Raw genomic sequence first — 25,891 nt, 5'->3', positions numbered from 1 at the left:
CCTCGCGATCGAGGTACACTCATGTATGATTTGACACCTCATCTCGACGCGGAGGTGGAACCGGGAACGAACCTACTTCTCACCGGACCACCGCTCACCGGGAAGCGATCGCTCGCGATGGACGTCCTCGCCGACGGAACCGACCAGGGTGACGGCGCGATCGTCGTCACGACGAAGGACGGTGCCGAGCGGGTGTTGAAAGACTACGAGAAGCGGACTCCCTACGAGGGGAAACCCGTGGCCGTCGTCGACTGTGTCACCCGCCAGCAGGGCTCCGACGTGCGCGACTCCGACCGGATCAAGTACGCCTCCTCCCCGGTCGACATGACGGGGATCGGGATCAAACTCTCGGAGTTCCTCCAGGCGTTCGGCGACCGCGGGATCGACCGCAACCGAGTCGTGGTCCACTCGCTGTCGACGCTTCTCATGTACTCGGACCTTCAGACGGTCTTCCGGTTCCTCCACGTGTTCACCGGTCGTGTCCAGAGCGTCAACGGTCTCGGGCTGTTCAGTATCGACTCGACCGCTCACGACGAGCAGAGCCTGAACACTCTCAAACAGCTGTTCGACGGGATCGTGATGGTCTCGGACGACGGTGACGTCGAGATCCGACTCGCCTGACCCTGCCAAGGTTTACCACCTTCCCCGACCGATCACGGGTATGCCCATCACTGACGATGCGGGACTCGAGCGTGTGCTCTCGGCCGAAACGATCGCCGTGATCGGCTGCTCGACGACGGCCGGAAAGGCCGCTCACGACGTGCCGGCGTACCTCCAACGACACGGTTATCGGGTGATCCCGGTGAACCCGTTCGCCGACCAGGTGCTCGGCGAGCCCGCCTACGACGAGCTCGCAGATGTTGAGGAGGAGATAGACGTGGTAAACGTGTTCCGGCCGAGCGAGGAGGTGCCGGAGGTCCTCGAGGCGGTGCGCGAGCGACACGCCGAGCGGGGGGACGCGGGGATCGCGTGGCTCCAGCTCGGGATCAGTCACGACGAGGCCGCCACTGCCGCGGAAGCGGACGGTATCGACGTGGTCCAGGACCGGTGTATGAAGGTCGAACACGGCCGCCTGCTCGGGTGAGGTCGGACCCGACGCGGGACGTCCGTTTCGTGAGCGTCGTCGAACGTCCGGACCTCAGCCCTCCCACTCCGCGAAGTCACGATACACGCCCTTCGAGAGGTAGCGCTCCGAGGAGTCGGGGAAGACGGTGGCGACGCTGTCGTGGGGAGCGTCGATCGCGCCGTCACGGATTTCGCGGGCGACCCGTTTCGCGGCGATCGCGTTCGCGGCCGCCGAGGAGGCGACGAGGTGTCCCTCCTCGGCTGCGAGCCGGCCCATCTCCTCGTGGACCTCGCGGTCGGCGATCGCATGGATCTCGTCGACGAGGTCGGGGTCGAACAGCTCGTTCGTCTCGATGTCGTGTGTTCCGATGCCCTCGGTCTTGTACTCCTCGTGGTCGACGTCCTGACCGAAGAACTCGCGGTAGGCGGAGCCGGCGGGTTCGACGGCGACGACGTGCGTGTCGGGGGTTCGATCGCGAAAGTAGCGGGCCATGCCGATCAGCGTTCCGGCGGTGCCGCAACCGGCGACGACTGCCCCAACCTCGCCGTCGAGGGCGTCGTCGATCTCCGGCGCGGTCGTCTCGTAATGTGCTTCCGCGTTGAGCGGGTTGGAGAACTGCTGGGGGACGACCGCGCCGTCCAGCTCCGCCGCGATCTCGTGGGCACGCTCGATGGCGAACCCCATCCCCTCGTCGGTCGGCGTGTTGATCACGTCGGCGCCGAGCGCCCGCATCAGTTGCTGTTTCTCGACGGAGAAGCGCTCGGGAACGACGAAGACGGCGTTCACGTCGAGGCGTCCTGCGGCCACCGCGATCCCGATCCCGGTGTTGCCGGCGGTCGGTTCGATGACGGTCCCGCCCGGCTCGAGGTCCCCCCGTTCGAGCATCCGTTGGAGCATGTACTTCCCGATGCGGTCCTTGATGCTCGCGCCGGGATTGAACGACTCGAGTTTCGCGTACACCGGCACCGAGTCGGGCGAGCCGTGGACCCGGACGAGCGGCGTCTCGCCGATCGTCTCCAACACCGAGGGGAGGGGCTCGTGATGGGTAGTCACGTCCAGGCAAGGGTTGCCGGTCGGTTTGTGTGTTTCCATCGCCGGGTTCGTCAACGGGCTCGAACGGTATGTCCCCACGCGGTACCGCTTCACTTCGATCCGGCGGTCCTAACGGCACGTTCCGCACCGATCGAACAACACTTATGCCGCTCGTCCGGTTTTCCGAGGGTATGAGCGAGACGGACGCGCAGGCCGACGTAACGGTCGTCCTCCCGGACGGGTCGGAACTCTCCGTACCGACCGGATCGACGGTGGAGGACGTCGCCTACGAGATCGGTCCCGGGCTCGGACGCGACACGATCGCCGGAAAGATCGACGGCGAACTCGTCGAGAAGTACGCCGAGGTGGACGACGGCGACCGGATCGAGATCGTCACCGAGGGATCCGACGAGTACCTGACGGTGCTGCGCCACACCGCCGCACACGTCTTCGCGCAGGCGCTCCAGCGGCTCCACCCCGAGGCGACGCTGACGATCGGTCCGCCGACCGACGAGGGGTTCTACTACGACGTGGCCGACGTCGACCTCGACGAGGACGACCTCGCGGCCATCGAGGCGGAGATGGAGGAGATCATCACTGCCGACTACGACGTCGAGCGCGTCGTCCGGTCCCACGAGGACGCCATGGAGATCTACGCCGACAACGAGTACAAACGCCAGATCCTCGAGGAAGAAGCCGACGAGGACGAGGTCACGTTCTACGTCCAGGACGGCTGGCAGGACCTCTGTCGGGGCCCGCACGTGGAGTCGACGGGCGAGGTCGGCGCGGCGGCGTTGCTCGAGGTCTCGGCGGCCTACTGGCGCGGCGACGAGGAGAACGACACGCTCACCCGCGTGTACGGGACGGCGTTCGCCTCCGAGTCAGACCTCGAGGAACACCTCGAGATGCGCGAGCAGGCGAAAGAGCGGGACCACCGGAAGATCGGCGGGGAGATGAACCTCTTTTCGATCCCGACGGTGACGGGTCCCGGGCTCCCGCTGTATCACCCGCCGGGCAAGACCGTGTTGAACGAGCTCTCGGCGTTCGCCAACGGGCTCAACCGGGAAAACGGCTACGAGGAGGTCGAGACCCCGCACGTGTTCCGGACGGAGCTGTGGAAGAAGTCGGGGCACTACGAGAACTACAAGGAGGACATGTTCCTCCTCGACGTCAACGACGAGGAGTACGGGCTCAAACCCATGAACTGTCCGGGCCACGCGACGATCTTCGATCAGCAGTCGTGGTCGTACCGCGACCTGCCGAAGCGCTACTTCGAGAACGGGAAGGTGTACCGGAAGGAACAGCGCGGCGAGCTGTCGGGGCTCTCCCGTGTCTGGTCGTTCACCATCGACGACGGCCACCTGTTCGTCCGCCCCGACCAGATCCGCGCGGAGATCGAGTCCGTCATCGGGATGATCTTCGAGGTCGTCGAGACCCTCGATCTCGAGGTCGAGGTCGCGCTCGCGACCCGCCCGGAGAAGTCCGTCGGCGGCGACGAGATCTGGGAGTCAGCCGAGGAGCAGTTGCGCGACGTGCTCGAGTCGGGCGGCTACGACTACGACGTCGAGCCCGGCGACGGGGCCTTCTACGGCCCGAAGATCGACTTCGGCTTCGAGGACGCTCTGGGCCGCGTCTGGGACGGCCCGACGGTCCAGCTCGATTTCAACATGCCCGAGCGGTTCGGGCTGACTTACACCGGGGAAGACAACGAGGAACACCGCCCGGTGATGATCCACCGGGCGCTCTACGGGAGCTACGAGCGCTTCTTCATGGTCCTCATCGAACACTTCGACGGCGACTTCCCGCTGTGGCTCGCGCCCGAGCAGGTTCGGATCCTCCCCGTCTCCGACGGGACGCTGGGGTACGCCCACCGCGTGAAGAACGCGCTCGCGGACGCGGGGATCCGTGCCGAGGTGGAGGACCGCGACTGGACGGTCGGCCGCAAGATCCGGCAGGGACACGACGACCGGCTCCCGTACATGGTTATCGTCGGCGACGACGAGGCGGAGGCGGGCACCGTCTCCGTGCGCGACCGCTTCGAGAACCAGCGCGGTGACGTCGACCTCGACGAGTTCGTCGACCACGTACTCGAGGAGTACGAGGAGAAACGCGTCGAACCCGACTTCATCGCGGAGACGGGAACGTAGTCGGGTTCCGCCGGTCAGCCGTCGACGAACTCGACGCCCGACTACTCCACTATCCGGGGTCGGTCCCGTGACTCCCGTCGAGATGACGGTAGGCCGTTCGTCCCGAGGTGGAGAGATCGTTCACCCCGAGGTGGAGAGATCGTTCACCCCGAGGTGTGGTGACCGTGTCACCGTGCGGAACGGCCGTGTTTCCGTCGCGTTTTTCACGTCCGGCACGAGAGGGTCCGGTATGTCCGATCGATCGTTGGAGACCGTGGTGGACGACGAAGCGCCCGAAGTCGGGGAACTCTCGCCGCCGGACCGGACCCTGATGGGGCCGGGACCGAGCGAGGTCCATCCGCGGGTCCTGCGCGGGATGAGCACGCCGCTCGTGGGGCACCTCGACCCCTCGTTCATCGAGATCATGAACGAGGTCCAGGAGCTGTTGCGGTACACGTTCCGGACCGACAACCGGTGGACGATCCCCGTCTCGGGGACCGGGTCGGCGTCGATGGAGGCGGCGATCGGTAACCTCGTCGAGCCGGGCGACACGATGCTCGTCCCGACGAACGGGTACTTCGGCGGGCGGATGGCCTCGATGGCCGAACGCGCCGGCGGCGACGTCGTGGAAGTCGACGCGCCGTGGGGCGAGCCGCTCGACCCCGCCGACGTCGAGGCCGCCTTCGACGCCCACCAGCCGGACGTGTTCGGGTTCGTCCACGCGGAGACCTCGACCGGGGTACTTCAGCCCGGCGTGCCGGAGCTGACCGACATCGCACACGCCCACGACGCGTACGTGATCGCCGACTGCGTCACGTCGCTCGGGGGCGTCGAGATGCGCGTCGACGAGTGGGACGTCGACGTGGCGTACTCCGGCCCCCAGAAGTGTCTGTCGTGTCCACCGGGCGCGAGCCCGCTGACCCTCAACGACCGGGCGATGGACAAGGTTCTCGATCGCGACGAACAGCCCCGGTCGTGGTACCTCGACCTCTCGCTTCTGGAGGGGTACTGGGGCGACGACCGGGCATACCACCACACCGCGCCGATCACCAACGTCTACGCGATCCGCGAGGCGCTCCGGCTCGTCGCCGAGGAGGGCATCGAAGAGCGGTGGGAGCGTCACCGTGCGATCGCCGGCGACCTCAAGGCCGGACTACAGGAACTCGGTCTGGAGATGAACGCGCCCGACGAGTACTGGCTCCCCAGCCTCAACGCGGTCCGAGTACCCGACGGCGTCGACGACGCCGCCGTCATCGACCACCTCCTCTCGGAGTACGACCTCGAGATCGCCTCCGGGCTCGGCGACCTCGCCGGCGACATCTGGCGGATCGGCTGTATGGGCTACTCGGCGCGCACCCAGAACGTCGAGTTTCTGCTGGCGGCCGTCGAGGACGCCCTCGACGCACAGGGGTTCGACGGCTAGCTCCCGGCCGACTCGGGACGGTCACGTCCCGGACGAATCGATGGGCGAGACCGCCAAACCTCGGGGGTCCCCGTCGAACGCCACCCGAACAGTCCAACCGCCGTCGGTCGACTCGACCCGAACTCCGATCGACCGGCGCTCCGGAGATCGTCGGAGGAACTCGACGACGATCGGCAACACCGGGAGAGCTCCGTTCCGCGGTGAGAGCGCGTAGCCGGTGATCCGGGCACTCTCCACGAACGAGTCGATCCCGGCACCGAGAACGGCATCCTCGGAGACTGCCGAATCGTGAGTGAACCCCTCGAGAAGCCCGTGTTTGTGAAGGTCGCCGAGCGTCCCGGAGAACCGGGTGGCCGTGTCGCCATCGTCGGCCCCGGGAGCGTCGTCGAGACGCGCGGCCCCGCCGTCGGTGTCGTCGAACGCGTCGATCGACGGATCCCCGAGACGGTCCGCGGCCCGGGAGAGGACATCGAGTTGGTCTCCGGCTGCGAGTCGGTCGGCGAGCTCCGCCGCCATTCCCTCGAGCAGGCAGAGACAGAGATCGTCGGGGTCCGGCACGCTCTCGGCGAGCTCGAAGTACCGGTCCAGTACCGCCGTCTCGACGTCGCGCCAGCCGGCCTCGGAGAGCGCCTCGAAGACCGCTGCCGCGATGCGGTGACAGAACTCGACCAACCGTCGTCGTTCGTTCCGCCGACCCCGACCGTTGATCACCGGCTCGGAGAGGGTCCACCGTTCCTCGTCGACGACGTGCCCGTCGGTTCGGCGGGTTCGCGATCCCTCCGGACGTGGTGTCGGATCGACGGACCGTCCCGGACGGTCACATAGCTGGCAGACGATGACGTCGTACCGCGGGACGGCAGGGTCGTACCGACGGAGCGCGGCCCGATACTGCTCGGTCGCCCGTACAGCGGCCCGTCCCGTGGATCGGTCCTCGAACCGGAGCCCCGCCGCGGGAACCGGACGGTCGCCGTAGCGCGCACAGACGAGGTAGTAGTCGCCCTCGGCGGTGGCGAGCCGTTCGATGTGGTCGCGGACCTCCTCGAGCGTGGTGCCGATCACTCGTCCTCCGTCGAAGGGATCGGAGCCTCACGCATCCGATCAGTCCCCCCGGAGACTCGGGTGCGTCTCCTGGTCGTCCGGGTGCGGTTCCGCGAACCGCTGGCGCGTGGTCTCGAGCGATCGGGCTTCGCGCCGCCGACGCTCCCGGTCGTCGACCTCTTCACACCCCGGCGGGATCGCCCGGCCGCGATCGGAGAAGTACCCCTCCGGAGCGACCCAGTCGTGGTAGAACGGCCGGTCGTCGTCCTCCAACAGCGTGACCGCCACTTCGGCGCCGTGGCCGGCACACACGACGGCCTGGTGCGGCTTCTCCGCGAGTCGGCCCGCCGCGTACAGCCCGTCCACGCCGGTCCGCCCGCGTTCGTCCGTGTCGACGAACGTCTTTCCGCGGTCGAGAAGGCCGACGCCGTCGACGTCTTCGAGGTACCCGGTCTCGTTCTTCGTCGCTGCGACGACGTATCGCGTCCGGATCCGGTCGTCGTCGTCGGTCGTGATCGCGAATCGGGCCCCGTCCGGGGTGATGTCGTCCGAATCGGCCGGCCCCCCAGAGTCGTCGTCGAGGACCGCGACGCGGATGACACGAGCGGTTGCCCGCTTCGCGCCGGCGTTCTCGGCCTGCTCGCCGAGGAGGTCGAGCAGGTGACGCGCGTTGACGCCGACGGGGAACCCGGGAAAGTTCTCCAGGTGGGCGTTCCGACGGAGGATCGAGCTGCCCGGGTCGACGACGAGCGTGTCGAGACCGTGGCGTGCCGTGAAGACGGCCGCCGAGAGTCCGGCGACCCCGCCCCCGACGACGACCACGTCGCGGTCGACGGCGTCGCTCACACAGCACCCCCGGTCGCGACGTCTGCGAGCGTCCCATAGTCGAGCGCGTCCGCGAGCGTCCCACGGTCGAGCGCGTCCGCGAGCGTCCCACGGTCGGACGGCTCCGTCTCGTCGAATCCGCCGGGGGAGACGTCCGTTGTCGCCGGTCCCGGCCCTGCGCCGGTCCCGCCGACGGGTCGGGCCGCGGAGACTCCCGCACCGACGACGGCGCCGTGTCCGACGGCGTCCCGACGGGTCGTCGCTGCCTCTCCGATATCTCTCGCCATATGTTTTAGGCCAGCCTAAAGCATTAAATCGGTTTCGAATCTTCGGGAGCGCAACCGAACGGTGACGAGCTGTATACCAACTGCGGTCGGCCGGAAGTCGCGGATCCGCCCGTGAGGCCTCCGGAGACGACACCCGTTTAAGTTCCCGGACGGCGTCGGACGCCCCATGAGTGCCTACGAGCGGATCGCGGACCTCACCGTCACGATCGAGTCGGTAGGGAGGCGACGCTACACCGCCGTCACGACGAGCGGGTTCGAGCGGACGACCACCGAGTTCCGGCTCGCGGGCGACGGGCTCGTCGGCCGCGGCGAGGACGTCACCTACGACGCTGCCGACCACGACGCGCTCGCCGGCACCGACCCGATCGACCTCGAGGGCGAGTGGACGATCGCCGAGCTGTCGGCCGCCCTCGACGACGTCGACCTGTTCGCCGTGAAGCCGCCCGGGCGGGAGACCTCCCGAAACTACCGTCGGTGGGCCGTCGAGAGCGCGGCGCTCGACCTGGGATTGCGGCAGGCGGACGCGAGCCTCGGGGAGTTCCTCGGGATCGAGCCCGACCCCGTCGACTTCGTCGTCTCCACACGGCTCGGCGACCCGCCGACGACCGACAGGGTGACCGAACTGCTCGCGATCGACGACGACCTGGAGTTCAAACTCGACCCGACCCCCGACTGGCCCGACTCGGTGTTCGAGCGCCTGCGCGAGACCGGCGCGGTCCGCGTGCTCGATCTGAAGGGGTGGTACGAGGGGACCGACGTGGACGTGCCCGCCGACCCCGAACTGTATCGGGACACCCTCGCCGCGTTCCCGACCGGCGTGGTCGAGGACCCGGCGTTCACGCCCGAGACGCGGCCGCTCCTCGAACCGCAGGCCGACCGACTCTCCTTCGATTACCCGATCGACGGGATCGAGGCGATCGAGTCGCTGCCCGTCGATCCGGGCTGGTGTAACGTCAAGCCGTCCCGGTTCGGAACCCTCGAATCGCTCTTCGAGACGATCGCGTACTGTCGGGAGGCCGGGATCGGGATGTACGGCGGCGGCCAGTTCGAACTGGCGAGCGGGCGGACCGCGATCCAGACGCTCGCGGCGCTGTTCTACCCGGACGGCCCCAACGACGTCGCTCCCGGCGCGTTCAACGACCCCGACGCGTCCCCACCGTATCCGAGGAGCCCGCTCACGCCAAGCGACGACGCCGTCGGGTTCGAGTTCTAGGCTACCGTACGGTGGCGCGCCTCCGAGCGCCCGAAAGGCGCGAGGAGCCCGCGAGGGACGCGAGGAGCGCTCGGAGAGCGCGAATCGCGAGGTTGGGGAGGCGTGAGGAGCGGTTGCGGTGCTGTGCGGGGTGGAGCGGTGCGGGGTGGGACTCAAAGGGGCAGTCGCGAGGAGGCCGTAGGCGACGCAAGCACCGCAACGAGGAAGCGAGTGAAACGAGCGACCGAGTGAGGAGCACAGCGAGCGTACGGCCTCCTCGCGACTGGGGCTTTGGAGGTGTTCTCCACGATCGTGATAAAGATGCGAGCGCATACCCCCGTCTTTGGGCGGGGGGTCAAGCGGACAATAGCCTACACACCCACCGACGACGCCACGTCTGGATTTCCCACGGTTCATCGGCAGTATTAACATGACGACGTACTATAGTGTACGACGCGGATGAAGACCACACGGCACGCGAGCTATAACCTCAACTACCACATAGTGTGGTTGCCGAAGTACCGTCAATCGGTACTCGTCAACGAGGTCGCTGACCGTGTGCGGACCATCCTCCACGAAATAGCCGAGAGCAAAGGCGTCGAAATTCTCGACCTCACCGTCCAGCCCGATCACGTTCACCTGTTCGTCAGTAGTCCACCGAAAAACGAACCGGCGCTACTCGCCAACTGGTTCAAGGGTATCTCCTCGCGCAAGTACAACCACCGATACGCCGACCAAGACGGCGAGAAAATCGGATGGGCGCGAGGGTATTACGCAGGAACCGCTGGACACGTTTCCAGCGAGACTGTCGAGAACTACATCCAGCAACACAAGGAGGGCGATTCGTGACCGAACTCACGAAGACACTCGAACTCAAACTCGTGGACCCGAACGCCCACAAGCGGCGGAAATTCCGAGAGACGAGAGAAGCGTACCAGCACGCCCTCCAAGACGCTTTCGACCAGAACTGTACCACACAGACCGAAGCGAACGACGTGGTGGTCACTTACGACCTGAGTGGGTACGCGAAGAACGCACTCAAAAAGTACGTCCCGCAACTCACGACGACCTACAACGCGGACGAACTCCACGACAACCACCCTGTGCGCTTCACCAACGAGGGGTTACGACTCGACCACAAGCCCGAGAACGAGATCGAGTGGTACGTCAAAATCCCGCACCACGAGGACTACCACCTTTGGATACCAGCCCAACCGAATCCCGATCAGCGAGACTGGCTGGAGGCGTTGAACGCGGGAGATGCCAGGATGGGTGAGAGTCGGCTGTTCGAGCGAGACGGGACGTGGTATCTCCACGTTACCGCCACCCGCAACGTAGAGGAACGCTCCGAGACATCCGCCGAAGAACGGACGCCCATCGGAGTAGACATCGGAGAAGCGTCACTCGTCACGATGTGTCACCGCGACGACCACGGTTCTCCGACCGCGCCCGAACTGTGGGCCGACGAGGGCAAGACTGTCCGTCGACTCCGCAAGACCTATTTCACCGCCAAGCGCCGACTCCAGACGCGCGGAAGCGAGCGTATCGTGGAGTTCTTTGGCAACGACGTGTGGAACCAGATAGACGACGTGTTCCACCGCGTCACCCGCGAAGTCGTGGAGTACGCCGAATCCGTCGAGAACCCCGTTCTCGTTCTGGAAGACCTGACGTATATCCGAGAGTCGATGGACTACGGCGAGTTCATGAACCGGCGTCTCCACGGATGGGGGTTCGCAAAACTCCACGCGCAGATACGCTACAAGGCCGTCGAGAAGGGGATCCCCGTCGAGACGGTGAACCCACGTAACACGTCGAAGGAGTGCCACGCTTGCGGTGAGGTAGGATACCGCCCGCGACAGGCGACGTTCAAGTGTCCGAACGACGCTTGCTGGATGGACAAGTACCAAGGGGACGTGAACGGCGCGATTAACATAGCGGACCGCTACCTCAGCGGAGAGAGCCATTCAAGAGAACACACGGATGGCGATGACTCGGCTGAGGATGGGGGGCGTTTGACCGCCCCACAAGACACCCAAGCCGATGCTACCAGACAAGAGACGCTTGGGACGGATGCGTCTTGAAACCGTAGGGCCACGACAGGCCTGAAATCCCGTGGTGGGATTCCCGCGTCTTCAGGCGCGGGAGGAGGTCAATCCCGCTTCGTATTTCCGATAGGCTGGGGCGTTGATGCCGGCCCGTTTTCGATCTAGGAGACGAACTTCAGCAGGTCGTCGCGGTTGTACTCGTGGAAGCGGTCGCGGAGACACGCCTCCAGCGCGTCGATGTCGCCGCGTTTCGCACAGATCGGCGCGACCGTGTCGGACCACTGCTGCCACGGCGGATAGAGGCCGAGCCGGTCGCAGATCTCGTCGAGCCGCTCGTCGAGGTCGTCGATCTTGTCCGTCTTGTTCACGGCCACGATGGGGTCGACGCCGACGTCCTCGAGGAACGCGAACATCTCCACGTCGTGCGGGACGTTCCCGCGTTCCCGGTGGCGGTCGATGATGTCGACGGCGCTCTTCCCGTCGACGACGACGACGCCCGCGAGGATATGCTCGGCGTTCGCCTCGACGTACCGCACCACGTCGGTTTTGATCTGCTCGCGACGGTCCTCCTCGACGCCGGACATGAAGCCGAAGCCGGGGAGGTCCGTGAACATGAACGACTCGCTGACCCAGTCGAAGTGGTTCGGCTCGCGGGTGACGCCGGGTTTCCCGCCGACGGAGACGTCGTGGCCCGTCAACTCGCGCATCACCGTCGACTTGCCGACGTTGGAGCGCCCCACGAGGACGACCTCCGCGTCGCGGTCCGGCCGGTCTTCGAACATACGCTCACTCCGCCGGCGAGCCGGTTAAATGGCGCGTCGCGGGTTCGGGCACCTGCGCGAGACACCGACCCACCGCCGACGGCGACGCCGACCCACCGCCGACGGCGACGCCGACCCACCGCCGACACGGATCTCGTTCAGTTCGGGGACGGCCCGGTCGGATCCGCGGGGTCGACATCGGTGGACCCGCCGGATCCGGCCGAGCCGGCGTCGAGGTCGTCGCTCTCGCTCGCGAACGCGGAGCCGAACATCCGGAACACCGCGACCTGCCCGTAGAACTGGAGGAAGGGAACGAGGAGCAGGCCGACGACCGTGATCGCGAGGACCCCCGTGGCGATCCAGAGGACGAACGTGACCACGAGCGGCATGATTATCGCGACGAGGTACTCCGTGCTCAACAGGGTCGGTTTCAGGAGGTCGACGTCGAAGGCCGCGCCGATCTCGTCGCGGACGGCGTACGCGGTCAGCGCCGCGGGCACCGCGTAGTAGACCAGGAACAACACCGGCAGGAACGCGAGCGCTAAGAGCACCCCGAGGGCGCCCACGAGCGCGCCCGCGTCGCCGCCGACCGCCCCGCCGGCACCGATCACGACGAAGACCACGATCAGGTACGCGAGCACCGGAACGAACGTGTACGCGACGGTGATGACGGTCCCGACGATCCCCTTCACGAGGAGGTCGCCCCAGTCTTCGAACTCCGGCGGGTCCTCCGCGCCCTCGACGGTCGTCTCGAGCACCCGAACGAGGTATCCGAGGACGACGATCGCGGGGAGCAGAAGGAACGAGAGGAACCCTAACACGCCGCCGATGAGTACGCGTCCGATCCAGTCACCGCGAAGCGGATACGAGAGTCCGTCCTCGAGCATGGCCGAACGATCCCACAGGAGGTATATAAAATCCCGTCGACCGGCGGGACTCCCCCGAACCGCTTAATCGCCCGCCTCCACACGACGCATACATGACGAACATGGACAAAGCGGCGGTCCGACAAGCGGTGTGGGACGCCCTCGAGGATCGGGGGATCGCCCGGTTCCCGTTCCCGCCGCACGACCGGATCCCCAACTTCGCGGGCGCGGAGGAGGCCCGCGACCGGCTGACGGGGACCCCGGAGTGGGAGTCGGCCGGGACGGTGAAGGCCAACCCCGACGCCCCCCAGCTCCCCGTCCGCCGGGCCGGGCTCCGCGCGGGCAAGACCGTCTACGTGGCCCAGCCCCGGCTCCGGGACCCGGACCCGTTCCTCCGGCTCGACCCCGCCGAGATCGACGACGTCGACGCGGCGACGACCGTCTCGGGGATCACGGAGTACGGCGTCCCGACCGCGCCAGAGGACCTGCCCCACGTCGACCTGGTCGTCTCCGGATCGGTCGCGGTCACGACGGACGGGGCCCGGATCGGGAAGGGGGAGGGGTACAGCGACCTGGAGTGGGCGGTCCTCCGGGAGCTCGACGCGGTCGACGACGACACGACGGTGGCGACGACGGTCCACGAACTCCAGGTCGTCGACGAGACGCCGTCGCCGGTCGAAGACGCGGCGGCGCTCCCCGAGCCCGACCGCCACGACGTGCCGCTCGATCCGATCGTCACCCCCGAGCGCACGGTCCGAACGGGCCACACCGCGGCTCGACCCGCGGGCGTCGACTGGGACACCCTCGATCCGGAGCGGTTGGCCGAGATACCGGTGTTGGCCGAGCGCGCGCCCGACGCTGGCGGGTAGCGCCACACAGCCGTCCGAACCGAACGAGCCGAACGGAGCGACCCGGCTGAGCCGAACGGAATGACTCGGCTGAGCCGAACGGAATGACTCGGCTGAGCCGAACGGAACGACTGGGGGCACGTCGAATGTGACGATCCGGATCGCGCCGCCCCGTCCGTCATCGATTTGCCGTCGGAGCGCGGAGTGCCGGCACGGATGGCGCTCCTCGAGAACCTCACGTTCGTCTTCCTCGCCGGGCTCGTCACCGCGCTCGCGACCGGGCTCGGCGCGCTCCCGTTCTTCTTTTTCGAAGCTATCAGCGACCGCGGAAACGTGGTCCTCTGGGGGCTTTCCTCCGGAATCATGGTCACGGCGTCGCTGTTCGGACTGATCGACGAGGGGCTGGCAGCGGGGACGATCGGGGAGGTCGCGGTCGGGATGGCCGCCGGCGTCGCGCTCGTGATCGCCGCCCATCGCGTCCTCGACGACGCCGACGTCGACCCGCACGAGTACGAGGAGGCCGACTTCCGAAAACTGGTGTTGATCCTCGGCGTTCTGACCGTCCACAGCTTCCCCGAGGGCGTCGCCGTCGGCGTCTCGTTCGCGGACCTCGGGTTGGCGGGCGGGGTCTCGTTCCTCGGGTTCACCGTGCCCGCGCTCGCGGTCTTCATGACGGTCGCGATCTCGATCCACAACGTCCCCGAGGGAACGGCCATTTCGATCCCCCTACGGGCGATGGACGTCCCGGAGTGGAAGATGGTGTGGTGGGCGGTGTTCTCGAGTCTCCCGCAACCGATCGGCGCGGTGATCGCCTTCGCGTTCGTCCGGATCGCTCGAGAGTTCCTCCCGTACGGGTTCGGGTTCGCGGCCGGCGCGATGATCTACCTCGTGGTCACGGAGTTCCTTCCGGAGGCGCTCGACGCGGGGGAGCGTCTCCCCTACGGGGGCAAACGTGAACTCGTCGCCGGGGTGCTCCTGGGGGCAGCGGTGATGGTTCCGTTGGCGTATATTTAATCGTCGACGGAGACTGTCCTCCCGTCCGGTTCGTGGACCCTGACGCGAACCGGTCCCGCGGGTCGCGTGTTCGCGCTGGCACGGAGCGTCAGGCCTTCGTCCACCGGATCCAGCCGGACCCGCCGGAGGAGCGTCGCGGTCGCGAGCCGCAACTCCAGGCGCGCGAACCGCATGCCGATACAGTGGCGCGGGCCGCCGCCGAAGGGGAAGTACGCGTACTCCGGGCGCCCCCCGACGGCCGGGCCGGGCGTGTCGTCGCCGACCGACACCTCCCCCGACGGCGACGTTCGGAGCCACCGCTCGGGCCGGTACGTCTCCGGGTCCTCCCACCACCGACCGTCGCGGTGGACGACCCACGGCGAGAGCGTCACCACGACGCCGGCGGGGAGCCGATACCCGCCGAGCGTCACCGGCTCGGTCGGCTCCCGGAAGAAGGAGTGAACCGGTGGATAGAGTCTGAGGGCCTCGTCGACCGCGGCGGTGAGCGCCGGACTGTCTCGGACCTGTGCCGGCGTGGGGTCGTCGTCGAACGCAGTGACCTCCCGACGGACCCGCTCTTGGAAGCCGGGGCGCGTCGCGAGCGCGTGGAGGGTGTAGGTCAGCCCGAGCGCGCTCGTCTCGTGGCCGGCGAACAGGAACGTCACGGCGTTGTCAAGTAGTTCCTCGTCGTCGATCGCGCCCAGTTCCGCGGCTACGACGAGCGTCCCCAGCAGGTCGTCGGCCGACCCCGGATCCGTTGGCGGGCCGGCCTGACGCCGCTCGGCGACGAGCTCTCGCAATGTGTCACGGAGCGCGTCGAGCCGTCGACGGTACCGCCGGTTCGTCGGCGTCGGGACCCACTCGGGCAGAAAGGAAGTCAGCCGCCGCATGTCGAACCGTTCCGTGATGCTCTTCGCGGCCGCCCGTACCGTCTCCCGTTCGCGCTCGACGTCGTCACCGAGGAGCCCCTCGGCGAGGACCGAGAACGCGTACTGCGTGGCCGCCTCGTCGAGGTCGACCACGTCGCCGTCGTCCCAGTCGGCGGCCAGCGTCCGGGCGTGGCCGACCATGACGTCGCCGTAGGCGTCGACGCGCTCGCGGAAGAACGCCGACCGCATCGCGGTCCGCTGTTCGCGCCACGTCTCAGCCTCCGCGAGGAAGAGCCCGTCGCCGAGGAGGCTCCCGAGCTGTTCGCGAGGCATCTCGCCTTTCACGTAGTTCGCGTGGTCCTCGACGAGGACCCGCCGGATCGCGTGCGGATCGGTAAGGAGGTAGCTCTCCGTGCCCAACACGTCGTATCGGGCGACGCCCCCGCGTTCGTCGGCCCGGCGCTCGTAGAAGTCGAGGGCGTCCGCTGTGAGCGAGTGGACGTTGCCGAGGACCGGAAGCCCGTCCGGCTCCGGCGGTCGCACAGCGTCCTCGCTCTCGCCGTCCCCATCGTGTCGTCCAGCCGAATCGCTCATGTCGACGGATCGGCGCGCCGGCGTGCTGGAGCTTCCGGCGGACACGTCCGTGTATTTTATACCCGATTCGACGGCTCCCTCACATCTTCAAGTCGCCGGCGACCGACGCCTCCCGCATGCGGTACGTTCACGTCGAGTTCCGGTTCCCACCGTCGATCCGACACCCGATGCACGACTTCCTCGACCGCGGCGACGGCTGGCGCTCGGAGCTTCTGACTTGGCGGCGGCTCGACGACGGAACGCTCGCGACGCTGTTCCGCGTCACCGCGCCGCGGGAGCCGTACCTCGAGCGGCTACGGGCGCTCGACTCGATCGAACGGTTCGAGGTCGGCCCGGCGGACGGCCCCGCGGCCGACGACCCCGACGGTGGTCGCGGGGGGGGCGGCGGGACGTTCTACCTTCGAGCACACGAGACGCTCGATGGACCCCTCGACGCGTTCCTCGGCGCGTTCCTCGAGACGGAGTTCCTCTCGATCCCGCCCGTCGTGTACCGCTCCGAGGGGCGGCTCTCACTCGGGGTCGTCGGCCCGCCGGACCAACTGCGCGGGACGCTCTCGGCGCTCCCGGACGCGATCGACGCCGACGTCGACCGGATCGGGTCGTACGAGGGTGGGGGTCGGCTCGCCGGCGTCCGGATGACCGACCGGCAGGCCGAAGCACTCCGTACAGCGCGACGGGTCGGGTACTACGACGTGCCGCGTACCGGATCGGTCGCCGAGGTCGCCGACGCGCTCGACTGCTCGTCCTCGACGGCGAGCGCACACCTCCGGAAGGCGGAGGCGACGCTCGTCGACGCGTATCTCGACGGATGAGCCGATCGAAGCCGAACCGCGGGAGTCCTACGAACGTTTCGCGATCTCCTCGCGGAGGGCGTCGGAGACGGCCTCGCCGTCCGCCTTTCCGCGGAGTGCGCCCATCGCCTCGCCCATCAGCCCGGAGAACGCGCCCATCCCCTCGGCTTCGACCTGGTCGGCGTTTCGCTCGACGACCTCGCGGACGGCCTCGCGGACCTCGTCGTCGCTCACGCCCGAGAGGCCCGCCGCCTCGACCGCCTCCCCGGCCGTCAGGTCGGGCTCCTCCGCGAGCGTCGAGAGCACCTCCGGGACGCCCTCCTTCGCGAGGTCGCCAGACTCGACGAGCTCGAAGACCGCGAGAAAGTGGTCGTCGGTGAGGTTCTCGACCGGCGCACCGTCCCGCCTGATCTCCGTCGTCGTCGACTCCAGCGTCGAGGCGGCGAAGGTCGGGTCGACGCCGCGTTCGACCGCGGTCTCGAACGTCGGGAACCGCCGACCGAACGCCACCTGTTCCGCGAGCCCGCGGTCGAGCCCGAACGACTCCACGTACCGGTCGGTCTTCTCGTCGAGCAGTTCCGGCCGGTCGACGTCCGACGGGTCGGGCTCGACCGGCGGCACGTCGGTCTCCGGGTACATCCGCGCCGCACCCGGTAGCGGGCGGAGGTACTGGGTCGTCCCGTCGTCGTTCGCCCCGCGGGTCTCCTCGGGAACGCCCTCGATCGCGGCCTCCGCGCGCGCGGCGACGGCCTCGATCGCCAGGTCCGCGGTTTCGGGATCGGCAGCGACGATCGCCACCGCGTCCGTCCCGCCCGCGTCCACCGCCTCGCGAAGTTCGTCGACCTCGGCCGCCGTCACGCCGTAGGCCGGCAGCTCGTCGGTGTGGAAGATCCCGCCCGCGCCGTGGCGTTTGGCGTGGTCGGACAGCTCCGTACCGAGCCGGCGGTCCGGCTGTATCTCCCGGCCGACGAGCCCGTCGAAGTCGAAGAGCGGAACCGCGGTGACCTTCCCACCGGCGTCGAGCGCCCCTCGGATCACGCCGGAGTCGGTGTCCTCGAAGACGTCGCTCACCTCCCGAACCTCGCCCACGCTCGCGTCGCGCTCGCGGAGGTCGTCGCGGATCGCGAGCAGTTCGGCCTGTCTGCCGACCTCACCGCGGACGATGTCCTCGATCCCCGCTAGGTCCTGGACGCCCTTCACCTCGACGCGGGCACCCTCGGCGATCGAGACGTTCACGTCCTGGCGGATCGTGCCGAGCCCCCGTTTCACCGCGCCGGTCGACCGGAGCAACATGCCGATGCGTTCGGCCGCCTCCTTCGCCCCCTCGGGGCTCCGGATGTCCGGTCCGGTCCCGATCTCGACGAGGGGGACGCCGAGGCGGTCGAGCGAGTAGACGACGCCGTCGTCGGTCTCCTCGACGCGCTTGGCTGACTCCTCTTCGAGCATGAGGTCCTCGATGGAGACGACCCCGTCGCTCGTCTCGATCGCGCCGTCCTGTCCGAGCAGGATCGACCGCTGGAAGCCGGAGGTGTTCGACCCGTCGATCACGAGCTTCCGCATCACGTGCGCCTGGTCGACGACGCTCACGTCGAGTAACTCCGCTATCTGGAGCGCCACCGACAGCGCCTCCTCGTCGACGCGGCGTGGCGGCTCGTCGTCCTCCTCGACCAGGCAGGTCGTGTCGTACGCGAGGTAGGTGAACTCCCGATCGACGCGGCTCTCCTCCAGGGCGGCCTGGTCGAGCTCGCCCAGTTCGCTCTTCGTGGGATGGAGCCGTCGGGTGATATCGCGGTCGGCCTCGGCCGGGTCGCGCTCGACGGTCGGGGAGTCACAGAACAGCTTCGTCGCCGTGTCGAGCTGCTGGTGGATCTCCAGTCCGGCGACGAGGCCCAACGCCTCGTGGTCGTACTCGCTCATTAGGGCCCACTCCGGCGTGGCGGGACTAAAAGGGTGGCAGTTCGCCGCGGAACGCCCCGCCGGCGACGCAGTCGCTCCGAGTGCGACGTCCGTAGGAGTTGTGCGTGGGTGCTGTCGTAGAGACAACACCGTGCATCGGTGTGGCGGGTGTGCCGCCGTGTACGATGCGTGGGACCGGATTTGAACCGGCGGACCTCTACAGGACAGCGCCCTCAACGCTGCGCCGTTGGCCTGGCTTGGCTACCCACGCTCGCGTCGTTTTCTCGCGTTTCGACGTACCCCGTCCCAGATTAAAAGCCCTTCCATTCGACACCGGCGTGCCGGCCGATGGCATCGCGAGACGCGCCGGGATCGGCACCGGTTTGGCGCTTCGAACCAACCCCAGTGACATGCGAGAGTGGGCCCGAGAGAACGTCCCGTTTCTGACCGCCGTCGCCTCCGTCGTGTCGCTCGCGCTCGTCTTCGGGGCCGTCGGCGGCGTCATCCCGAGTAGCCTCCTGCCGCGCGCGAGCGACGCGACGATCGCCGCGATCCCGCACCTGAACGCTGTGATCTCCGCGACCGCGATCGCCACGATCCTCCTCGGCTGGCGGGGGATCGCCCGCGGGAACGTCGAACGACACCGAGCGTTCATGTTGGCGTCGTTCGCGCTGTTCACTGCCTTCCTCGCCGGCTACCTCTACCGGCTGATCCTCGTCGGCACCGCCGAGTTCCCCGGGCCGGAAGCCGTCTACACCTACCTCTACCTCCCGTTCCTCGGGATCCACATCCTGTTCGCGATCGTCTGTATCCCGTTCGTCTTCTACGCGCTGATCCTCGCGGCCACCCGACCGTACGAGGAGCTGTACCGTACCCGCCACGCGCAGGTCGGGTTCGTCGGCGCGGTCCTCTGGCTCGTCTCCTTCGCCATGGGGATCGGCGTCTACCTCCTCTTGTATCACCTGTTCTGACGGGCGAGAACCGTGGAGGTCGACGCGGCGACGGCGCGGGCTCGGGACTACCGGTTCTTCTCCGCTTTGCGGTGGGCTGCGTAGAACAACGGTACGAGCAGGGAGCCGGCGACGCCGAGACCGAGTGCGAGCGCACCGAGGTCGCTCGCGGAGAGGGTGCGACCGCCCCCGTCGCCTTCCCCGTCGTCGTCGCCGTCGCCGTCCCCACCGTCGTCGCCGTCGCCCTCCCCGCCGTCGTCGCCGTCGCCATCTCCGCCGTCCGGGCTCACGATGTCGTCGTCGACGTCACCGATCGCGACCGATCCCTTCATTCCGACCGTCTCGTGGGGTACACAGAGGTAGTTGAAGACGTCGCCCTCGCTCGCGTCCTCGAAGGTGTACTCGAAGGTGGTTCCCTCCTCTTCGACCGCCTCGCCGCTGTCGAACGTCTCGTCGTCGGCGACGACGTTGTGTGCGCCCCCCGCCCCGGTCCACTCCCACACGACGCTCGTTCCGGGATCGATCAGGATCGCTGGCGGGGCGAACAGCAGGCCGTTGTCGCCCGCGCCGACCTCGACCGTGACCTCGTCCTCGCCACGGTAGTCGTGGGTGCCGTCGTAGTTGTCGACGTCGTCCAGCCACCCGTCGTACTGGGCGGCGCCGGTTCCGGTCCCCGCGGCGAGCCCCGCCGCCGCGACGACGGTCGCGCTCCCCGAACGGAGGAAGCCGCGACGACTCATCGACGGCTCGTCGGCGTTCGCTGTCATACGCGCATGTCGAACGTCGGCGTATTTAAGCTCCCGATACGTTCCGCGCGTTCGGGAACGCGGCGGGTTCGGATCGCCGAGGGTCGGTTCAGTCGTCGGCCGCGGTCGCGCCCCGCGAGGGACTGTCGACGGGCCGGTCCGTCTCCTCACCCTCGACGTCGAAGGGGTACTCGCCGGTCACACAGCCCAGACAGAGGTCCGCGCGGCTCGCATCGAGCGCCGCCGCGACCGCGTCGATCGAGAGGTACGACAGCGAGTCGGCCTCGACCCGCTCGCGGATCTCCTCGGTCGACGTATCGGAGGCGATGAGCTCCTCGCGTGTCGCCATGTCGATCCCGAAGTAACAGGGTGCGACGATCGGCGGCGCGCCGATCCGGAGGTGGACCTCCTCCGCGCCCGCCTCGCGGACCAACTCGACGAGCTGTGTCGAGGTCGTCCCGCGGACGATGGAGTCGTCGATAATGGTGACCGACTTCCCCTCGACGGTCGAGCGGATCGGGTTGAGCTTCAACCTGACCGCGCGCTCGCGCTCGTCCTGTGTCGGCATGATGAACGTCCGGCCGACGTACCGGTTCTTCATCAGTCCCTCCGCGAACTCGATCCCGCCCTCGTCATCGGGTCGCGGGTCGCCGTCGGGGGTGGTTTCCGCGGCGGCGTCGGCGTACCCGGAGGCGAACGCCCGTCCGGAGTCGGGGACGGGCATCACCACGTCGGACTCGACGCCGGACTCCTCCCACAGCTTCCGGCCGAGCTCCCGGCGCACCTCGTAGACCAGTTCGCCGTCGATCACGGAGTCGGGGCGCGCGAAGTAGACGTGTTCGAAGAAGCAGTGGGCCGTCGAGTCCGCCTCGACGAGCTGGTAGGTGTCGTAGCCGGAGCCGTCGGGTTCGAGCACGACGAGTTCGCCTGGGCGGACGTCCCGGATCAGCTCCCCGTCGAGGGTGTCGATGGCGGCGGACTCGCTCGCGATCACGTAGCCATCGGCGAGCCTGCCGAGACACAGCGGCCGGTTCCCCATCGGGTCGCGTACGCCGAGCACGGTGTCGTCGTGCGTGATGGCCAGCGAGTAGGAGCCGTGGATCCGGTTCATCGTGTGTTTGACCGCGCGGACGAGGTCCTCCTCCAGCAGGTTCCGCGCGATGTCGTGGGCGATGACCTCCGTGTCGCCGTCGGAGGTGAACGCGTGGCCGGCTGTGGCCAACTCCTCGCGAACCTCGTCGGCGTTCACGAGGTTTCCGTTGTGTGAGAGCCCCAGCGACCCCGACTTGAACGACACCGAGAAGGGTTGCGCACAGCTCTTGTCGAGGCTCCCCGCCGTCGGGTAGCGCACGTGGCCGATACCCGTCGAGCCGGCCAACGATTCCAGGTCGCCCGGCTGGAAGGCGTCGCCGACGAGCCCGCGCTCGACGTGGCTGTGTTGTTGAAACCCGTCGTGCGTGACGATCCCGGCCGACTCCTGGCCGCGGTGTTGGAGCGCGTACAGCGCGTAGTACAACGGCCGCGCGGCGCCCCTCTCCGCGAGCGAGACGCCGACGACACCGCACTTCTCTCGCGGCTCGTCGACGGTGTGGTCCCCACCGGCGTTCATGTACGCGACCCTGGGGCCGGAATCGATAAAAACCCTCGTGTTCGTGGCGTTCGACCCCGCAGAGTGGACGCGTCTTATCCACGTGTGTGGATCGCCACCCGTGAAACGGGAGGTCGAGAACCGTGAAACGAGGGACCGAGCGACCGCCCGCCGGCGGTCGGGTCACCCCCCGCCGACGAGCTCGTCCAACCGCTCGAAGTACGCCTCTCGGGGGACCTGATAGGCTGCCCGATAGTCGATCTCGCCGGCAGCGAACCGCTCGGCGACGTCGACGGCGGCGTCCGCACCCGCCTCGCGGCTCCCGTGCGTCTCGGCTACCGCCTCGATCTCGGGCTCTAAGAAGAGGACGACGTGCCACTCGTCTGTCGCGTACTGGCCCGACCCCGGCCGGGCGTTCCGCGCGCCGTTCGTCAGGTAGATCGTCGGCAGACACTCGGGCGGGACGTCCTCGCCGTCGAAGACGTCCGGCCGGTAGACGAGGATGGCCCGCCCGCTCGGCTCCTCGTTCCACACCCGCCACCCGTCGGGGAGCGCCTCGAAGCTCATGGTCACGTTCGGTCGCGGGGGCTTGAAAGGGTCGCGTTCCGGGACGGGCCGGTCCCGAGTTCCCGCTCGGTCACTCCACGAGCTCCGAGCCGCCTGGCGGGAGGAACTCCTGAAGGCGGTCCGCGCTCGCGACCTTCCGCACGAACGACTGATCGGCGAAACGCTCCTTGAGGGTCCGGTAGGCCATCATCGCGGCGTCGTTCTGTGCGTACATCCCCGGCTCCAGCGTCACGTGGGCGGCCGCCCGCCCTTCGATCGCCGACGGTGGCCCGCCGATCGCGCGTGTGACGGGCTCGCACTGGACGCCGACGGCGACCCGACAGGGCACGTCCTCGAAGTAGGTTCGGTCGCCCCGGATCACGAAGCTCCCCTTCTCGATGTACTCGCCGCTCTCCGGCGTCTTCGACACCTGATCCGGCTCGACCATGTAGGCGTCGCCCGCGCCGCGGCCGTCCTTCCAGTCCGAGGAGTACGAGACGGCGAACTGCGCGGCCTCCCGCAGGGTCTCCTCGGCGAAGTCGACGGGGTCCGCCGACTCCGACGGACCGGCCGCCTTCAACAGCGTCACCGGCCCGCCGTGTGCCTGCGTGTGGAAGAAGCGGTCGTGTTTCCCCATGTACTTCTTGACGAGCTCCTCGTTCTGGTCGGCGTTGCGCCCGCCGATGACGAGGTACCCCGTCGAGGTGTGGAACCAGCGGAACCGCTCGTACCAGTCGTCCGGACGCCGGATCGGGATCGATTTACGCGAGAGCCAGTCGACCTCGTACTCCCCGTCGCCCGCTTCGTCCCCGTCGTCGTCGCCCGTTCCGGGCTCCGCGTCCCCCTCCTCCCACGCAGCCTTCCGTTCTTTGACCGCCTCGAGCTCCTCCCGTGTCGACGCTATCGCCTCCTCGGCGCCCGCCTTCTTCTCCTCGATCCGTTTCGCCTCCCGGTAGAGCCGGTCGGCGTTCACCTCGACGCCGTCGTCGGCCTCCAGCTCGACGGCGAGGCCGTCCTCGCCGAGCTCGACCGTGACGGTCCCCGCGCTCCCGTCGACGTCGACGACCGCCTCCGCCGCCGGGATCCCGCGTTCCGCGCCCGCCTCGAGCGTCTCCTCGATCTCCTCCCAGGAGACGTCGTTCCCGCGGGCCTCCCGGACCGTCGAGAGCACCTCGTCGACGAGGTCGTAGTGGGCGTACACGAGCTCCGCGCGCTCGCGCTCCGTCTCAGCCTGCGCTTCGAACCCCTCGATCGCCCCGCGCTGTTGTTCGATGATCCGCTCCTGTTTGGCGATCTCTTCCTCGAAGTCCGGCCGGGAGGGGGCCGCGTCGGCGGGGGCGTCCCCGGCCCCCTCGTCGTCGCGCGCGAGCCGGTAGAAGTACTCGTCGACCGCGGCGTTGAACGAGTCGAACCCGACGCTCGGGAGTCCCTCGCGTTCCGACAGCGGGAAGGGCGTGACGTCGACCACTGGACGGTCAGTCGACCCCGCGTCCGAGTCGTCGGGCGCCCCGTCTTCGGCCCCGTCGAGCGGCTCCTCGTAGACGCGCGGGTCGATGTCGCCGGACCGGAGCCGGTCGGCGATGTCCTCGAGCGCCCCGTGGAGTGCCCGGTAGGTCCCCTCGTCCGCCTCATCGATCGGCGTCTCCTTCTCGACGCCCGCGCGGGAGCACACTTCCTCGGCGTAGAGGCCGCCGAGGTTGAGCTGGGTCGCGAGCGTCCGGACCACGTCGGTGTCGGACTCGTCCATGTGGCGGACGAACGCGTCGAGGCTCACGTCGAGGGGGTTGAGCCGCGAAGCGGGGTACTCGTACTGCGCGCCGGGCGCGACCGTGCGGGACTTGAGTCGGACGGTCGACAGCGAGCCGACGACCTCGCCGGTCTCGTCGAGCGCTGCGACGTTGCCCTGTCCGAACAGCTCCGCGACGAGCGTCGTGTTCTCGTCCTCGCGCTCGAACTCGAAGGTGAGGATCCGGTCGAACTCGTACTGGGTGACGCCCGCGAAGTCCGCACCCGACAGCCGGTTCCGCAGCATCTTCGCGAAGTTCGGCGGCCGCCCGGGCGCGTCGGCGACGTGTTCGGCGTCCGCGACGTGCGCGCGCTTCACGTCGCCGACCTCGATCATGAGCTCGACGCGGCCGTGGTCGAAGTCGCGCAGCTTCAGCCGGAGCAGGTCGTCGTCGTAGAGGTACGCCTTGTCGACCTTGGCGCCCTCGTACCGGCCGAGCTCGGTGACGAGCGCGCTCAGGTCGATGCTCGATAGCTCCCGCTTCGGGTCCATACGGACTCCACACGCGGGCCGGGAAAAGGCGTGTCGTTGTACGGGCGGGGACGAACGGCGGACGGTCGGCAATCGCTCGTGAACGATCAACCGTCGCTCGTGAACGATCAACCGTCGCCTTCGGACGGTCGGTCGTCGACGGCGTCCCGCCAGTCCGAGACGAGATCGAACGACTCGTCGACGTCCCCGAGAACGAGGAGCGCGTAGTACCGGAGGTACGTCACCACCGGGACCTGTGCGAGCGCCCACACCGCGAGCATCGTCACGCCGAACAGGAGCCCCAGGCCGACGAGGACGACGATACCGACCGTCGACGAGAGCGAGACGGCGACGTGCGTGACCATGGCGACGAGAACGAACGGGACGGCGAGCACGACCGCGACGAGCCCCACCGCGATCGACGCGACGAGTCCGACGGCGACCGTCAGCAGGAACGCGATGACAGCGTAGGCGAGGTACTGTCTCCACGCGGCCGTGATCGACCGCCAGAGCCGCCGCCACGCCGCGATCACCCCCGAATCGAACCGGATCATGAGGGGGACGACGAAGGAGGTCGTGAACCCCGAAACCAGCCCGTAGACGACGCCGACGACGAGCAGTACCGGGATGCCGACGAGGAACGCCACGAACGGGATCGCGGGGTCGCGTCCGGTGAAGAGCGGGACGAAGACCAGCACGAGCCAGCCGAGGACTCCCACGAGCATCGGGAGCCCGATAGCGACCCGGAAGACGAACAGCCGGAACCCCTGTCGCCATCGACGACGCCAATAGCGGCGGATCGACACCTCGCCGGTCCGGAGCGACTCGATCAGGACGAACTCCATGACCGCGCCGACGAACGCGAACAGCGCCCCGAGGAGGACCCCCGCGCCGACGAGCACAGCGACGATCACGAGGGGATCCGCCGGGAAGGAGCCGGGAAGCGTGTCCGGGAACCCGTTCACGGGTATCCCCTCGGACGGGGCGGAGGCGTTGAACTGTACCGACGGGAGGCTCACGCCGCCCCCGACGAAGAACGCGACGACGGCGAGTTTCGACAGGCGCCGAGCGTCGACCGGGGTCAGGAACTCCCGAGTGACGCCGAGGGCTCGTTGGACGTTATCGACCGCGTGGAGGGCCATGCCGGAGCGA

The 25,891-nt window shown here is 68.2% G+C and carries 24 protein-coding genes and 1 tRNA gene; 11 read left to right on the top strand and 14 right to left on the bottom strand.

Annotated features, from left to right (window positions below; genetic code table 11):
- Positions 1–21: 21 nt before the first annotated feature.
- Positions 22–621: a recombinase RecA gene (locus DQW50_RS08110; protein ID WP_112078781.1), complete on the top strand. Its 600-nt coding sequence runs from the start codon at positions 22–24 to the stop codon at positions 619–621.
- Between the two features lie 40 nt (positions 622–661).
- Positions 662–1,084 (top strand): CoA-binding protein, encoded by a 423-nt coding sequence (locus DQW50_RS08105; protein WP_112078780.1) that lies wholly within the window; start codon positions 662–664, stop codon positions 1,082–1,084.
- A gap of 54 nt (positions 1,085–1,138) precedes the next feature.
- Here the strand turns inward: DQW50_RS08105 and DQW50_RS08100 are convergent, their stop codons facing one another.
- Positions 1,139–2,119, bottom strand: coding sequence for a PLP-dependent cysteine synthase family protein (locus DQW50_RS08100; RefSeq protein ID WP_112078779.1), 981 nt, complete (start codon positions 2,117–2,119; stop codon positions 1,139–1,141).
- A 143-nt stretch (positions 2,120–2,262) separates the two neighbouring features.
- On the opposite strand from DQW50_RS08100, the gene thrS reads away from it, so the two are divergent.
- Complete coding sequence (thrS, locus tag DQW50_RS08095) at positions 2,263–4,245, top strand: threonine--tRNA ligase (protein WP_198664639.1); 1,983 nt, start codon at positions 2,263–2,265, stop codon at positions 4,243–4,245.
- A 229-nt stretch (positions 4,246–4,474) separates the two neighbouring features.
- Complete coding sequence (locus tag DQW50_RS08090; protein ID WP_112078777.1) at positions 4,475–5,647, top strand: alanine--glyoxylate aminotransferase family protein; 1,173 nt, start codon at positions 4,475–4,477, stop codon at positions 5,645–5,647.
- 21 nt (positions 5,648–5,668) lie between these two features.
- On the opposite strand, the gene DQW50_RS08085 is transcribed toward DQW50_RS08090, so the two are convergent.
- Genes DQW50_RS08085 through DQW50_RS08075 form a run of 3 tightly spaced genes read right to left on the bottom strand, consistent with a single transcriptional unit; the run spans position 5,669 to position 7,797 of the window.
- Complete coding sequence (locus DQW50_RS08085) at positions 5,669–6,706, bottom strand: hypothetical protein (protein ID WP_112078776.1); 1,038 nt, start codon at positions 6,704–6,706, stop codon at positions 5,669–5,671.
- 39 nt (positions 6,707–6,745) lie between these two features.
- Entirely contained in the window at positions 6,746–7,531 is a 786-nt protein-coding gene (locus DQW50_RS08080; protein WP_112078775.1) for an FAD-dependent oxidoreductase, read from the bottom strand.
- Entirely contained in the window at positions 7,528–7,797 is a 270-nt protein-coding gene (locus DQW50_RS08075; protein ID WP_112078774.1) for a hypothetical protein, read from the bottom strand. The genes DQW50_RS08080 and DQW50_RS08075 overlap by 4 nt, the downstream gene beginning before the upstream one ends.
- 166 nt (positions 7,798–7,963) lie before the next feature.
- On the opposite strand from DQW50_RS08075, the gene DQW50_RS08070 reads away from it, so the two are divergent.
- The 3 genes from DQW50_RS08070 (at position 7,964) to DQW50_RS08060 (ending at position 11,070) form a co-directional block, all read left to right on the top strand.
- Positions 7,964–9,010: a hypothetical protein gene (locus DQW50_RS08070; protein WP_112078773.1), complete on the top strand. Its 1,047-nt coding sequence runs from the start codon at positions 7,964–7,966 to the stop codon at positions 9,008–9,010.
- Between the two features lie 438 nt (positions 9,011–9,448).
- The gene (gene tnpA / locus DQW50_RS08065; protein WP_112078772.1) at positions 9,449–9,838 is read left to right on the top strand and encodes an IS200/IS605 family transposase; all 390 of its coding nucleotides are present in this window, start codon (positions 9,449–9,451) and stop codon (positions 9,836–9,838) included.
- Positions 9,835–11,070 carry an RNA-guided endonuclease TnpB family protein gene (locus tag DQW50_RS08060; protein WP_112078771.1) on the top strand — a complete coding sequence of 412 codons (1,236 nt, stop codon included), beginning with the start codon at positions 9,835–9,837 and terminating at the stop codon, positions 11,068–11,070. Before tnpA ends, DQW50_RS08060 begins: the two co-directional genes overlap by 4 nt.
- Before the next feature lie 125 nt (positions 11,071–11,195).
- On the opposite strand, the gene engB is transcribed toward DQW50_RS08060, so the two are convergent.
- Together engB and DQW50_RS08050 are read right to left on the bottom strand one after the other, a co-directional pair.
- A complete protein-coding gene (gene engB, locus DQW50_RS08055) occupies positions 11,196–11,816 on the bottom strand; it encodes a GTP-binding protein EngB (RefSeq protein WP_112078770.1) in 621 nt (206 codons plus the stop codon).
- A 137-nt stretch (positions 11,817–11,953) separates the two neighbouring features.
- On the bottom strand, positions 11,954–12,682 hold the full coding sequence (locus DQW50_RS08050; protein WP_112078769.1) for a DUF4013 domain-containing protein: 729 nt from the start codon (positions 12,680–12,682) through the stop codon (positions 11,954–11,956).
- Positions 12,683–12,783: 101 nt separating this feature from the next.
- On the opposite strand from DQW50_RS08050, the gene DQW50_RS08045 reads away from it, so the two are divergent.
- Together DQW50_RS08045 and DQW50_RS08040 are read left to right on the top strand one after the other, a co-directional pair.
- Positions 12,784–13,530 (top strand): 5-formyltetrahydrofolate cyclo-ligase, encoded by a 747-nt coding sequence (locus DQW50_RS08045; RefSeq protein ID WP_112078800.1) that lies wholly within the window; start codon positions 12,784–12,786, stop codon positions 13,528–13,530.
- A gap of 195 nt (positions 13,531–13,725) precedes the next feature.
- Positions 13,726–14,523, top strand: a complete 798-nt coding sequence (locus DQW50_RS08040; RefSeq protein ID WP_112078768.1) for a ZIP family metal transporter — start codon at positions 13,726–13,728, stop codon at positions 14,521–14,523.
- Here DQW50_RS08040 and DQW50_RS08035 read toward each other — a convergent pair.
- Positions 14,520–15,965: a cytochrome P450 gene (locus tag DQW50_RS08035; protein ID WP_112078799.1), complete on the bottom strand. Its 1,446-nt coding sequence runs from the start codon at positions 15,963–15,965 to the stop codon at positions 14,520–14,522. The genes DQW50_RS08040 and DQW50_RS08035 overlap by 4 nt on opposite strands.
- Positions 15,966–16,081: 116 nt before the next feature.
- Between DQW50_RS08035 and DQW50_RS08030 the strand changes: the two genes are divergently transcribed.
- Positions 16,082–16,777, top strand: coding sequence for a helix-turn-helix domain-containing protein (locus tag DQW50_RS08030; protein ID WP_112078767.1), 696 nt, complete (start codon positions 16,082–16,084; stop codon positions 16,775–16,777).
- A gap of 27 nt (positions 16,778–16,804) precedes the next feature.
- Here DQW50_RS08030 and gatE read toward each other — a convergent pair whose 3' ends face one another.
- Together gatE and DQW50_RS08020 are read right to left on the bottom strand one after the other, a co-directional pair.
- On the bottom strand, positions 16,805–18,673 hold the full coding sequence (gene gatE / locus DQW50_RS08025; RefSeq protein WP_112078766.1) for a Glu-tRNA(Gln) amidotransferase subunit GatE: 1,869 nt from the start codon (positions 18,671–18,673) through the stop codon (positions 16,805–16,807).
- A 165-nt stretch (positions 18,674–18,838) separates the two neighbouring features.
- Positions 18,839–18,923: transfer RNA gene (locus DQW50_RS08020), tRNA-Leu, on the bottom strand.
- Between the two features lie 139 nt (positions 18,924–19,062).
- Here DQW50_RS08020 and DQW50_RS08015 point away from each other — a divergent pair.
- A complete protein-coding gene (locus DQW50_RS08015) occupies positions 19,063–19,623 on the top strand; it encodes a DUF420 domain-containing protein (protein WP_112078765.1) in 561 nt (186 codons plus the stop codon).
- 47 nt (positions 19,624–19,670) lie between these two features.
- Here DQW50_RS08015 and DQW50_RS08010 read toward each other — a convergent pair whose 3' ends face one another.
- From DQW50_RS08010 to DQW50_RS07990, 5 genes are all read right to left on the bottom strand, one after another.
- On the bottom strand, positions 19,671–20,369 hold the full coding sequence (locus DQW50_RS08010) for a halocyanin domain-containing protein (RefSeq protein ID WP_112078764.1): 699 nt from the start codon (positions 20,367–20,369) through the stop codon (positions 19,671–19,673).
- Between the two features lie 88 nt (positions 20,370–20,457).
- Positions 20,458–21,957, bottom strand: a complete 1,500-nt coding sequence (purF, locus tag DQW50_RS08005) for an amidophosphoribosyltransferase (RefSeq protein WP_112078763.1) — start codon at positions 21,955–21,957, stop codon at positions 20,458–20,460.
- Positions 21,958–22,119: 162 nt separating this feature from the next.
- Positions 22,120–22,503, bottom strand: coding sequence for a DUF5820 family protein (locus tag DQW50_RS08000; RefSeq protein ID WP_112078762.1), 384 nt, complete (start codon positions 22,501–22,503; stop codon positions 22,120–22,122).
- A 70-nt stretch (positions 22,504–22,573) separates the two neighbouring features.
- Complete coding sequence (gene rqcH, locus DQW50_RS07995) at positions 22,574–24,760, bottom strand: ribosome rescue protein RqcH (RefSeq protein WP_112078761.1); 2,187 nt, start codon at positions 24,758–24,760, stop codon at positions 22,574–22,576.
- A gap of 107 nt (positions 24,761–24,867) precedes the next feature.
- Entirely contained in the window at positions 24,868–25,881 is a 1,014-nt protein-coding gene (locus DQW50_RS07990; protein WP_112078760.1) for a hypothetical protein, read from the bottom strand.
- Between the last annotated feature and the right edge of the window lie 10 nt (positions 25,882–25,891).

The sequence above is a fragment of the Halorubrum sp. 48-1-W genome (assembly GCF_003287355.1).
In the GTDB taxonomy this organism is placed as follows: Archaea; Halobacteriota; Halobacteria; order Halobacteriales; family Haloferacaceae; genus Halorubrum.
The sequence above is the reverse complement of the archived record's forward strand: the minus strand, read 5'-3'. Positions and strand labels throughout refer to the sequence as shown.